The 12,556-nt window shown below is 35.9% G+C and carries 14 protein-coding genes; 6 read left to right on the plus strand and 8 right to left on the minus strand.

Annotation, left to right across the window (positions count from 1 at the left end; genetic code table 11):
• Positions 1–228: 228 nt before the first annotated feature.
• The 4 genes from sigF to BLV40_RS02800 all read right to left on the minus strand — a co-directional run bounded on the left by sigF (position 229) and on the right by BLV40_RS02800 (position 3,158).
• Positions 229–987, minus strand: a complete 759-nt coding sequence (sigF, locus tag BLV40_RS02785; RefSeq protein ID WP_026590094.1) for an RNA polymerase sporulation sigma factor SigF — start codon at positions 985–987, stop codon at positions 229–231.
• Between the two features lie 12 nt (positions 988–999).
• Positions 1,000–1,440 carry an anti-sigma F factor gene (gene spoIIAB, locus BLV40_RS02790; RefSeq protein WP_026590093.1) on the minus strand — a complete coding sequence of 147 codons (441 nt, stop codon included), beginning with the start codon at positions 1,438–1,440 and terminating at the stop codon, positions 1,000–1,002.
• Positions 1,441–1,791, minus strand: a complete 351-nt coding sequence (gene spoIIAA, locus BLV40_RS02795) for an anti-sigma F factor antagonist (RefSeq protein ID WP_026590092.1) — start codon at positions 1,789–1,791, stop codon at positions 1,441–1,443.
• Between the two features lie 173 nt (positions 1,792–1,964).
• Positions 1,965–3,158: a D-alanyl-D-alanine carboxypeptidase family protein gene (locus BLV40_RS02800; RefSeq protein ID WP_026590091.1), complete on the minus strand. Its 1,194-nt coding sequence runs from the start codon at positions 3,156–3,158 to the stop codon at positions 1,965–1,967.
• Between the two features lie 165 nt (positions 3,159–3,323).
• Here BLV40_RS02800 and BLV40_RS02810 point away from each other — a divergent pair, with 165 nt between their 5' ends.
• The 4 genes from BLV40_RS02810 (at position 3,324) to BLV40_RS02825 (ending at position 6,860) form a co-directional block, all read left to right on the plus strand.
• Positions 3,324–3,743, plus strand: a complete 420-nt coding sequence (locus BLV40_RS02810) for a GntR family transcriptional regulator (RefSeq protein WP_026590090.1) — start codon at positions 3,324–3,326, stop codon at positions 3,741–3,743.
• Positions 3,709–4,590 (plus strand): ABC transporter ATP-binding protein, encoded by an 882-nt coding sequence (locus BLV40_RS02815; protein WP_090687362.1) that lies wholly within the window; start codon positions 3,709–3,711, stop codon positions 4,588–4,590. Before BLV40_RS02810 ends, BLV40_RS02815 begins: the two co-directional genes overlap by 35 nt.
• A complete protein-coding gene (locus BLV40_RS02820; RefSeq protein WP_090687363.1) occupies positions 4,580–5,668 on the plus strand; it encodes an ABC-2 transporter permease in 1,089 nt (362 codons plus the stop codon). Before BLV40_RS02815 ends, BLV40_RS02820 begins: the two co-directional genes overlap by 11 nt.
• A gap of 124 nt (positions 5,669–5,792) precedes the next feature.
• Positions 5,793–6,860, plus strand: a complete 1,068-nt coding sequence (locus BLV40_RS02825) for an ABC transporter permease subunit (protein ID WP_090687364.1) — start codon at positions 5,793–5,795, stop codon at positions 6,858–6,860.
• Between the two features lie 19 nt (positions 6,861–6,879).
• On the opposite strand, the gene BLV40_RS02830 is transcribed toward BLV40_RS02825, so the two are convergent.
• Complete coding sequence (locus BLV40_RS02830) at positions 6,880–7,425, minus strand: hypothetical protein (RefSeq protein ID WP_139265453.1); 546 nt, start codon at positions 7,423–7,425, stop codon at positions 6,880–6,882.
• A 102-nt stretch (positions 7,426–7,527) separates the two neighbouring features.
• Positions 7,528–7,947 (minus strand): MarR family winged helix-turn-helix transcriptional regulator, encoded by a 420-nt coding sequence (locus BLV40_RS02840; protein ID WP_026590085.1) that lies wholly within the window; start codon positions 7,945–7,947, stop codon positions 7,528–7,530.
• Between the two features lie 159 nt (positions 7,948–8,106).
• On the opposite strand from BLV40_RS02840, the gene BLV40_RS02845 reads away from it, so the two are divergent.
• Both BLV40_RS02845 and BLV40_RS02850 read left to right on the plus strand, forming a co-directional pair.
• Positions 8,107–8,769 (plus strand): SIMPL domain-containing protein, encoded by a 663-nt coding sequence (locus tag BLV40_RS02845; RefSeq protein WP_026590084.1) that lies wholly within the window; start codon positions 8,107–8,109, stop codon positions 8,767–8,769.
• A gap of 135 nt (positions 8,770–8,904) precedes the next feature.
• A complete protein-coding gene (locus BLV40_RS02850; protein WP_090687368.1) occupies positions 8,905–10,194 on the plus strand; it encodes an NCS2 family permease in 1,290 nt (429 codons plus the stop codon).
• Between the two features lie 33 nt (positions 10,195–10,227).
• Here the strand turns inward: BLV40_RS02850 and corA are convergent, their stop codons facing one another.
• Both corA and BLV40_RS02860 read right to left on the minus strand, forming a co-directional pair.
• Positions 10,228–11,190, minus strand: coding sequence for a magnesium/cobalt transporter CorA (gene corA / locus BLV40_RS02855; RefSeq protein WP_026590082.1), 963 nt, complete (start codon positions 11,188–11,190; stop codon positions 10,228–10,230).
• A 61-nt stretch (positions 11,191–11,251) separates the two neighbouring features.
• A complete protein-coding gene (locus BLV40_RS02860) occupies positions 11,252–12,556 on the minus strand; it encodes a pyrimidine-nucleoside phosphorylase (RefSeq protein WP_026590081.1) in 1,305 nt (434 codons plus the stop codon).

The following is a 12,556-nucleotide window of genomic DNA, read 5'->3' on the forward strand; positions in this document are numbered from 1 at the left end:
CATCTGCACCATGTGAGTACAGATGTTTTTTTATTATGACAAGTTTATATTTTAAATTTACTAAACCACCAATAAATTCTGTAAATATTTCCAGATGATTGAAATTCTTTGGTTTTGGAAAAGATAACAACAATAACATAAGATACAACTTTTTCATGACTTTTTTCTTTCCAAGTTTAGTTGAAATATCAATGCCGTCTAGTCTAATACAAAAAATCGAATAGATGGCTATTCATCTATTCGATCTTTCATCTGTTTTAATATTTTCTTTTCAAGCCTTGATACTTGAACCTGTGAAATTCCAATTCTCTCTGCTACTTCTGATTGAGTTTGATCTTTATAATAGCGCAAATATACAATTAAACGTTCGCGCTCATCCAATTCTCTAATCGCCTCTTTTAAGGCGATTTTATCAAACCATTTCGTTTCTGTTTGATCTGCAATTTGATCTAAGATTGTAATAGGATCTCCATCATTTTCATAAACCGTTTCATGTATGGATGATGGAGTACGGCTCGCTTCCTGTGCAAGAACCACTTCTTCTGGCGTTAGTTCAAGCGCCTCTGCTACCTCATTAATTGTTGGAGCCCTTCCATATTCTTTAGAAAGCTCATCTTTCATTTTTCGAATTTTATTTCCAGTCTCTTTTAAAGAGCGACTTACTTTCACTGATCCATCATCACGCAAAAATCGCTGTATTTCTCCAATAATCATTGGAACTGCATAGGTTGAAAATTTCACTTCAAAAGACAAATCAAATTTATCTACCGACTTCAAGAGCCCAATACAGCCAATTTGAAATAGATCATCTGGTTCATATCCTCGATTGAGGAAGCGTTGTACAACCGACCATACAAGCCGCATATTACTTTGGACTATCGTATCTCTCGCCCCTTGATCTCCATCTTGACTTTTTTGAATTAACGCTTTTAACTCGTGGTCCTTTAACTGAGGTTTCTTCTTCTCATTTCTGACCTCTATGTCCATAGGCAATTCTCCTTAATTGCATAGAGCGTTACGATTTGATAAGTATTTTGTCAAATGGATTGTTGTCCCGAAAGATTCATTTGAAATGACTTCTACTTCATCCATAAAATTTTCCATGATAGTAAATCCCATTCCGGAACGCTCTAATTCAGGTTTAGTTGTAAAAAGAGGTTGCCTTGCCTCATCTAAGTTAAAAATGCCAACCCCTTCATCTCGAATCGTGAGTTTCACCATTGCTTCTTCCAAAATCACTGAAATGTAAACAACACCTTCAGCATTCCCCTCATACCCATGAATAATTGCATTTGTGACTGCTTCAGACACAACTGTTTTAATCTCTGTCAATTCCTCCATCGTTGGATCCAATTGTGCGATAAAAGCAGCAACTGTAACACGAGCGAACGACTCATTTTGACTTAATGCTGAAAATTGAAGGTTCATTTCATTTCTCATTTATGCCACCCCCAATGTCGCGAGCGCATGCGCTTCACTTTCTTCTAAGCGAATGATTTTAAACAGACCTGACATTTCAAATAAACGTTTTACAGGAGGTGAGATTGCACAAACGACCATCTCCCCTCCTAAACTTTTAACATGCTTGTATCTGCCTAATATAACACCAAGACCAGAACTGTCCATAAATGTTAATTTTTCTAAACTTAATACAATATGATGAATACGATGCGTCTCAATCATATCCGTTACTTTTGCTCGCAACTCTTCAGCAGTATGATGATCTAGTTCACCCGCCAGCCTTACACATAAGACATCACGCTTTACTTCTAAATGCACGGAAAGACTCACACGATTTCCTCCTTATGCTTAAACTTTACTCATGTACATAAGATTTTCGTGAACATAAAATAAGAATCCTTCCTACTGACAAAAGAAGTACTATTTCGCCATAATGTGAATCTTTCAGCAATTATTCTACCTATTTCATGTATACAGATAGAATAGCGGCAATATTTTTGCCACTATTTCGATGTTGAAAACGTCCCTAAACTTCTTTTAAATAGCTCCCACCAGCTTGCTGCAGCAACATCTTCTCTCGCTACAATCGTTTGCTTTAATAAAACATCCTTATCTTTTTTAATAACAAGTGTACCGAGTGCATCACCTTTTTTAATCGGTGCTTTTACTTTCTTTTCAGCAATAACTTCCTGTTTTATCTTGTCCATATTCTCGCCTTTTTTCATCAAAAGAGATACGTTTTCTGATGCAACTAAATCTACCTTGTCTTTCTTACCTTTTCCTACCTTTACGGTTTGAATTTTTTCACCGCGCTTATACAATTTTTTCGTTGTATATTGTCCAAATGCATAATCAAGGAGCTTTGTTACTTGATTGTTACGTTCTTTTGATGTTGGAGCTCCCATGACAACAGAAATGACACGCATGCCATTTTTTTCAGCTGATGCTGTTAAACAATATTTAGCTTCTGTTGTAAAACCTGTTTTCACCCCATCCACCCCAGGATAAAAACGAACTAATTTATTCGTATTCACGAGCCAAAACTTTTTCTCTGTATCTTCACGTAAGTAATCTTCATACTTTCCTGTATATTTTCGAATGAGTGGATACTTCATCAACTCTTTCGCCATAATTGCCATGTCATATGCTGTTGAATAATGATTTTTCGCTGGAAGACCCGTTGGATTTTGGAAATGTGTATTTTTCAATCCTAAATCCTTCGCTTTTTTATTCATCATGTTTACAAAACCTTCTTCTGAACCAGCGATATGCTCAGCAACTGCAACAGATGCATCATTTCCCGATGCAATTGCAATCCCTTTTAGCATTTCATTCACTGTCATTTCTTCACCCGGCTCAAGAAAGATTTGTGAACCACCCATCGAAGCTGCATGCTCACTTGCTCTAACTTTATCCTCTAGTTTTAGTTTTCCTTTTTCAACTTGTTCCATAATCAATAGCATTGTCATAATCTTTGTCATACTAGCAGGTGGCAATTTTTCATTTGGACTTTTCTCAAATAAAACTTTACCCGTATCTTGCTCAATAACAATTGCTGACGATGCTTGCTCCGCTAACTTCGGCCCTGCTTCTATTTCTGTTTTTTCAGACTGCGCTTTCTTAGATTCTGCAAAGCCAACCGAAACACCAGAAAATAGCAACATGAAACAAACAAGTATTCCAAAAACTCGCCTCATGACTAACCCTCCATTCTATATCAAACCTATTTTTTCCAATCAACGTGTTTTTATACCATATTTTTCTATAAATTCGTATTGACAAATAAATTCATCACATATATTGTATTAAGTGTATTACACCTAGTAGTACACTTAATATTCATCAGGAAGGAGACATTGCTCTTGCACATTCAACTCGATCCAAGAAGCAACACTCCGATATGGGAACAAATTGTTCAAAATATAAAAGAACGCGTACTAAAAAATATGTTAGCACCAAACGATAAACTACCATCTGTACGTGAACTCGCTTCACTTCTTGTCATTAATCCAAATACAGTAAGCAAAGCGTACCAGGCGTTAGAACGACAAGGAATTATTGAAACACTGCGAGGAAAAGGTACATTTGTCTCCCAATCGATTACACCAACATTAGATGAAAGGAAAATCGCTATGGTTGAAAAACACTTCCATCAATTATTACTAGAGGCTTCTTACCTTGGGATTACGAAAGAAAAAATTCACGATTGGATAGATTCGTACTATAAAGAACTAGGAGGGAATACGGATGCTAAAAGTGACGAGTCTCAAAAAAACAATTGATAATCAAGTCATTTTAGACAATATTTCTTTCACATTACAAAAAGGAAGTATTGTGGGATTACTCGGAAGAAACGGTGCGGGGAAAACTACTTTACTTCGAACACTCGTTGGTATTTTAGACCCAGATGAAGGTACTGTTACATACGACGAAACAGATGTTCATAAACATCCAGAAACGAAGCAGAAGGTAGCTTATGTACCAGATTCCACGAATATATTAAACGGGTATACAGTAAAAGAAATCGCGAAGTTTTATAAAGCTGTTTATCACAATTTTAATGAAGAACATTTCTATAAGCTGCTAGAACGTTTTAAATTACCTGAAAAACGCATTCGCAGTTATTCACGAGGTATGAAGGCACTTCTTGCTATGATTCTAGCGTTTTGTACAGGTGTAGAATACATTATTTTAGATGAGCCAACCAATGGGCTTGACCCAATTGTAAAAAGACAAATTTTACAATTTTTAATTGAAGAAGTAGCAGAACGTGAGATTACCATTCTCATTTCTACTCATCACTTAGATGAAGTGGAAAAAATTGCAGACACGGTTATTATTTTAAAAGATCATACAATCGCATCGATTACAGCATTAGAAGATACGAAATCTCGCTATGCAAAAATACAAGTCGCTTATGAACGTTCACTACCACAAAAACTAGAAAACTTAAATCATGTAAAAATATTAAATCAAACAGGAAAAGTGTACACGATTTTAATTGAGGGCAATGTAGCAGCTACATTAGAAAAGTTTCATAAAGAACAGCCTATTTTATTAGAAGAATTACCAATGTCACTCGAAGATATATTTGTCACAACGTTTGAGGAGGATTCGCATGTTTCATAAAGCTTTATGGATGAGACAATGGAAACAAGGAAAATATATAATTCTATTGTTTTGGTTAATTAGTTTGTATCAACTCCCTTATAAATATTATCAAGCAGCACAAACGGCGCTTAACCAATCAAAAATGAAACTGGATGACTATGTGTATTATTATTCCTACTCTTTTAATACATTCGATAATCCCTTCGTCACGCAAGGAGCCATTCTTATTGCACTGGCTTGTCTTTTAATTGGATGGGAACGTAACAATCAATCTACTGATTTTCTATTCTCGATGCCTTTTAAGCGAAAAGATATTTTTTTAACAAAATGGTTGCTTGGCGTTTTGAATATCATTACAGTACACATAATTTGCTGGATTAGCATGTACGGAATAAAAAACATATCGTTTCACAATGAGTATCAAGTCTTTACTCCGTTTCATAGTTACTTTGTATATGCTACGGTTGTACTCATTGCTATTTATACATTCACTTTATTTATCGGAACTATTACTGGAAATATTTTCTCCCAAAGTAGCTTAACGGCAATTTTATTATTTTTACCATACGGTTCCGTATTATTAATCTCTGGATTCATTTATACCCATACACAATGGTCTTTAGAGGCAATGGGAGAAATAGAGGTGCAGACTCATGAGTACTTACAACATGTAGGGATTATTTCACCATTAGAATCTTTTTCTATTAATTATGATTACCATCCGATAGAAACATTTGATGACTATGGAAATAAACTTTCTAGTGTACTACAGGACAATCCAATGGAGCATACTTCTGTGCCTTCTCCTTGGACACTATTAACACCATTTGCTTACATCATGATCTTTTTACCATTATCAATTTTTCTATACACACGTACACCGAACGAACAAAACGGAAAAATACTATTGTTTCCTAGCTTACAAAGGTGGTTCATGCTTTGTACTGTTCTATGCTTCGGATTACTTGGCGGTAGAATATTAGGCGGACGAGATGCACTTCTGTCTTATTATATTGGATTTTTCCTATTCGCTATCATAAGTTACTTCATTTTTACACGTCTATTAAAATTGAAGTTTGCTTTTGGAGGGAGATAAAGTGAAACTTTATTCAGTGGGGGTTTTCTGTATCCCCCACCTATCTTCCTCGTTTTTCTCTGAATTTTGAGGTGTGGGTCTTACTGCCCGTTAATGTGGGATAAATACGAATTGAGGTGGGATCATGTTTCATAAAGCTTTATGGATACGGAATTATAAACAAGGAAAATATGTCATTACGCTCTTTTGGCTAAGTATTTTATACGCCTTACCATATAAATATTATGCTGCCGCACAGCACACAGATGAGTATTTACGCACGACAACAGATACTTATTATATGTATCATTTAGAGGGAGCGGACGCGATACTGTTTCCAGGTCTTCTATTAATGGTATTAGCAATCCTCTTAATCGGATGGGAACGCAATAACCAAAGTATCGATTTTCTTTGGTCTATGCCATTTAAACGGTCGCACTTATTTTTATCAAAATGGTTACTAGGCATTGTTCATATCGTAAGTCCGCTTAGCCTTAGTTGGCTTCTTATGTTTATCATCTATAAAAACACGATACACGTTCAATACCAATCCTTTTCACCATTTCATGTATACTTTGCTTATACAATCATTACGTTAATTGCAGTTTATACATTTACGCTCTTTATTGGGACGATTACAGGAAATGTGATTTCACAAAGTGTTTTAAGTTACATTATTATCATTTTACCTTTATACATCTTTCAGCTTGCGTTCCCTTTTTTCGCACTACATATAGATTTATCACGAGAAGAGTACAATTATAATTACATTAAACATGAAAAATATACAGAAAATATAAGTGTAGTAGCTCCTCTTAATCAGTTTCGTATTAACTACAACTATGATCCACAGAGGGACACTTTTGAAGATGAATTCGGAAACATACGAACAGGACCTACTTATCATCACACCCCGTCTGCTTGGACACTGTTAAGCCCTGTTATCTATATACTCATTTGTCTTCCGCTAGGAGCTTATCTATATACACGCGCTCCGAATGAACATAACGGAAAAATATTGCTATATCCAAGACTTCATAAGTATTTCTTAATCTGTACTTCTATTTGTTTCGCACTTCTTGGCGGTACTATTTTTATTGATGGTAGTAATTCTTTACCTCTTTACTATATTTATTTTATAGGGTCTGGCATACTGACATATATTATCTTGCAGCGACTGTTAAAACACAAGCTTTCTTTATATGCAAAATAACCTCCTCACCCCAAGGAGGTTATTTCACATTCTCTCTTCTTTTTCCATATTCCTTCTCTTCTTTCATTCCAAAACCATCGCCATTCTCTATTATTTGATCTGTAGGAGCTACAATACTTTCAGCAATTCTCCAATCTCCTTGCTCTTGAACAAATACTTGAAGAAAGTAATTCATTCCATTTAGTTGATATGGAGTTTCTTTCTTCACTTCATAACGCACAGCAACGTAATACACTTGAACATTTTTATTTTCAAATTTAGAAACATATTGAGATAATCTCGGGATGTAATTTGAAGCTTTTTCAAGTGAAAGTTGTTTTACTTTTACGAGAGAAGAATTTGTAACATTGCGCAGTCTATCCTGCTCACGAATATTATTACTATGATGAAGTAAAATTCTACTCTGCATAGAACGAACCCATAATTTCGAATATAAAACAGGCTGATTACTTGCAATATAGTGCATTTCTTTTTGAACAACTTGGATTGGTGTTTTTGCATAAATCAATGTGCTAGAACATATAAAACTTCCAATCATAATTAGGAATGAGACCATATATTTCATTATTTTTCCTCCGATACTTTTTACTTAAAGTATTGGAGTTTCAAAATATTTTTATTCAAAAGAAAAAGGATAGGTAAGCATTTCGCTTCCTATCCTCATTTATTATAATACGCGACCAAATAACTCTAATACCATTTCAACTTCTTGATCGCTCCAACCTTTAAATTTCTCTCTATAATATTCTTTACGTACAGCTTCCAGTTTTTCAGCCACTTCTTTTCCATGCTCTGTAATTTCTAAATATACAATACGACGATCTGAATCAGAACGTTTTCTCGTTACGAAGCCCTTTCGTACTAAACGATCTGTTACAGCTGTAATATGGCTAGATGTTACGTTTACTTCACTTGCAATTTGCGAAGCCATTTGCGGGCTCTTCCAAAATAACGCACGCAATACAGAAAACTCATTATATGGCATATGCTCTGAAAAACGTGTATTAATATCATTTTGTAATAAACGTATCATCTTTCGAAATGATGCAGATAAATCTAAAATCAGTGCTTCTCTTTTTTCGTTCACTAGCCTCGACCCTTTTTTATAATATTTACACATATTATAATCTATCGATACCTACATTGTATATGTTTTCTTTCCTTTCACTTCTCAATTATGTAACTTTTTACATACAATTTTCTCTCTCTTTCACTCATATACATATAAAAAGGATGGTGAGCAAAAATGCAAGTTGGCATGAACCCTTATTCACCTGATGTCCGCAATGGTAAACAAGCAACCATTACTGTGCAAGGAGAGGGAATTATAAAAGCAAAACCAAATGTCGTTGTATTAACAATTGGTATTAGAACAGACAATAAAGATGTGAAACAAGCACAAGAGGAGAACTCCATTCATTCTAGACAATTACTCGATGCACTTAAACAAATTGGTATCGCCGATAAGGATATAGAAACCATTTCATATACAATTACTCCCCAATATGAATATGTGAAAGAAAAAGCACTCTTACAAGGTTACCGAGTAGAGCATTTGTATGAAATTACCGTTTTAAATGTACAAAAAGCTGGGGAAGTATATGATATAGCTGTTACAAATGGTGCAAATGTAGCAAGAGGATTACGTTTTCTTATTTCCCATCCAAACGCGTACTATCAACAAGCACTCTTACAAGCAGTTCAACATGCTCAAGAAAAAGCTCGTATCATTGCAAGTTCATATAATTTAAATATTAATCCCGTCCCACTTTCACTCGTTGAAGAATCGGCACAAGTCCCACGTGAATTTATGTCTCATGCTACTTTACAAGCACAAGCCGCTCCTCCAATTCAATCTGGGGAACTCGAAATCATCTCTACTGTTCGAGCCATTTTCACATATTTGTAGCACCAATTAACTTTTAAGTAACCGTTCTCATTATATTTATTGTAAAAAGATTATGTTCTGATATAATAAAGGACGGTGGGCCCTTTTCATAGGGATATCACGGGTGGGAGAGGGATATGAAAAAGAAGGTTTAACATGAAAGGAATACTCGAAAGAACATTTAAATTAGACCTACACCACACATCACCAAAACAAGAAATATTAGCTGGAGTGACATCATTTTTCACAATCGTTTATATTATGATTGTCAATGCGTCCATTTTATCAGATGCCGGCATTCCGCTTGAAGCAGGAATTTTGGCAACTGTTTTTAGCTCATTTGTCGGATGTCTATTGATGGCATTTTGGGCAAATGCACCTGCTATTCTTGTACCAGGTATGGGTGTAAATGCATTCTTCACGTACACAGCTGTGCATACGCTTGGATTAAGTTGGCAAGAAGCATTAGCAGCTGTCTTTATCGCTGGTATTATTTTTGCAATTGCCGCGTTTACACCGATTGCTCGCACGCTTTCATTATCAATTCCAAAGTCATTAAAAGAAGCGATCACTGTCGGTATTGGTTTATTCTTAGCTTTCATTGGCTTGCAAAAAGGTGGTCTTGTCGTTTCGAATCCGAACACTGCTGTTGCATTAGGAAAATTAAGTAATCCTGTTGTTCTAGCAACACTGCTTACTCTTGTTGTGGCACTTGTGTTATTTATTCGTAACGTACGTGGGAACTTTTTATGGACGATTGCAATTGGAACCGGTATTGCATGGATATTTGGTCTTGTTGATACAGGCCAGGTTGGAAATAGCTCATTTTCAATCTCAAACTATGGAGATGTATTTGGAGCTATGTCCTTTGGAAAGCTTTCTTCCTTACCGTTTTGGATTGCAACATTTTCCTTAAGCATGGTGCTTATTTTTGAGAACATGGGACTTTTACATGGATTATTAGAAGATGACCGTAAATTCCCACGTGCCTATCAAGCAAATGCAATTTCAGCAATGACATGTGGTCTATTTGGCACAAGTCCTACCGTTTCAACAGTAGAAAGTGCCGCAGGTATTACAGCAGGTGGTAAAACAGGTCTGACGTCTATCGTTACAGGGATGTTGTTCTTTGCATCACTGTTTGCTCTTCCGTTTGTAAAATTAATTCCTGATAGTGCCATTGCACCAATCTTAATTATTATTGGCGGCCTGATGATTTCAAACATTCAAGAAATCCCTCTAAACGACTTTTCAGAAGGATTTCCAGCGTTTTTAATTATCGTTATGATTCCGCTCACATATAGTATCGCCGATGGCATTGCGTTCGGATTTATTGCTTACCCTATTTTAAAGATCGCTCTTGCAAAGCATAAAGAAGTCGCGCCGTCCATGTATATCATTGCATGCCTATTCTTAGCCATGTTTGTGTTACACACTATTGGCTAGAGAAAAACCGCCGAGGGAGTTCCTCGGCGGTTTTTACTTAAACCAGCCTTTTTTATAAAACCAAACCATCATTCCTCCACCAATTAACACCATAATAGCTAAACAAATAAAATAGCTATATTTCCCTACTAATTCTGGCATATGCGCGAAGTTCATCCCATACACCCCGGCAATGAATGTGAGTGGCATGAAAATCGTCGAGAAAACAGTTAATGTTTTCATAATATTGTTCATATGATGAGAATTCAACGAAAAATAGCTATCTCTGATATCAGCTGTTAACTCTCGACTTGCTTCAATCATTTCTGAAAGCTTTAGCAAATGATCATGAATATCTTTAAAATAAATCTCATGGTCGCTTACACCATAAAACCTAGTGGAATTTAAAATACGATACAAGAGATCGCGCATCGGTATAATGGTACGCCTAAGCTTAGATAAATCCGCACGAATATCGAATACTTCCTCTAGTACACTCCCTGCTGTATCACCTGTTAAATTATCATCAATTGCATTTAAATGATCTTCAATATAGTAAACAGGTGCAAAGTAATCATCCACAATTTGGTCAATGATTGTATGTGCTACATGTAAGGAACTCTTCTTGATACGTTTTCTCTCGCCAAGCGTTGTCCACACTCTTTCAATCGCATTATTATGTGAAAAATGGAAAGAAACGATATAACGATCACTAACAAATAAATCGATCTCATGCGGTTCTAATCCATCTTCTCCAAATGCGTGGAGAACTAAAAAGTTATATCCGTCATAGAAATCCACTTTTGGCCTCTGAACATATTCTACACAATCTTCAATCGCAAGGGGATGGAACTTAAAATGCTCTTGCAAAATGTATGTATACTCTTCTTTTGTTGGCTTATATAAATCAAGCCAATACCATACGATATCTTCTCGTCCTGTTTCTTCTAACGAAACATCATATAATACTTCATCTTCTTTCGTTACTGCACAAATTCTAATCATAATTTCACCCATTAATATTATAAACAAAAAACAGTCAAAAAAGCCAAGGAGAAGTCTCCTTGGCTTTTTCAGCTTATTTCGTTACAATGCCATGCACAAGTTTCGGTGCATCCACATGTTCTTTCGTTATTTTCATGTTCTCATAAATTTTTTCTTTTACATCTTCTACATTTTCGCGGTTTGCGTAAATCGTAACAAGTGAGTCACCTTTTTTCACGCTATCCCCTACTTTTTTGCGAAGCATAAGTCCAACTGCTAAATCAATTTCAGATTCTTTCGTTGCACGTCCTGCACCTAAAAGCATTGCTGCTGTTCCAATTTCATCTGCAACAATTTCAGATACGTATCCATCTTCTTTTGCCTCTACCTCAATTTTAAATTGTGCTTGTGGTAGTTTAGAAGGATCATCAACAACTGAAGCGTCTCCGCCTTGCGCTGCTAGGAACGTTTTAAATGCTTCTAACGCTTTTCCGTTGTTCATAACTTCAATTAGTTTTTCACGCGCATCTTCTAAAGAAGAAGCTTTTCCAGCAAGGTATACCATTTGACTTCCAAGTATTAAACATAACTCTTCTAAGTCTTTCGGTCCTTTACCTTGTAATGTATCAATTGCCTCTTGTACTTCTAATGCATTACCAATGGCCTCGCCAAGCGGTTGACTCATATCAGAAATAACTGCCATTGTTTTACGACCAACATTATTACCGATACGTACCATTGCTTCTGCTAAACGTTTTGCATCTTCATCCGTTTTCATAAATGCACCTGCACCTGTTTTCACATCAAGCACAATTGCATCAGCACCAGCTGCAATTTTCTTACTCATAATAGAGCTTGCGATCAGAGGGATTGAGTTTACTGTCGCAGTTACATCACGAAGCGCATATAGTTTTTTATCGGCAGGTGTCAAGTTTCCACTTTGACCGATAACAGCAATTTTATTTTCATTTACAAGACGAATAAATTCATCATTTTCAATCTCTACATGGAACCCTGGAACTGCTTCTAATTTATCAATCGTACCACCTGTATGCCCTAAACCACGGCCTGACATTTTTGCAACTGGTACATCTAAAGCAGCTACTAATGGACCTAACACAAGCGTAGTTGTATCACCAACACCACCTGTTGAATGCTTATCTACTTTTACGCCTTCAATCGCTGATAAGTCAATTGTATCACCGCTATTTACCATTGCCATCGTTAAATCAGCACGCTCTTGTTCATTCATATCTTGGAAGAAAATTGCCATTGCAAGTGAGCTCATTTGATAATCTGGAATATCACCATTTGTATAGCCTTCTACAATAAAATTTACTTCTTCCGTCGTTAATGCATGTCCATCACGTTTTTTCGCAATTAGGTCCACCATTCTCAT

It is taken from the genome of Bacillus sp. 166amftsu (assembly GCF_900107445.1).
In the GTDB taxonomy this organism is placed as follows: domain Bacteria; phylum Bacillota; class Bacilli; order Bacillales; family Bacillaceae_G; genus Bacillus_A; species Bacillus_A arachidis.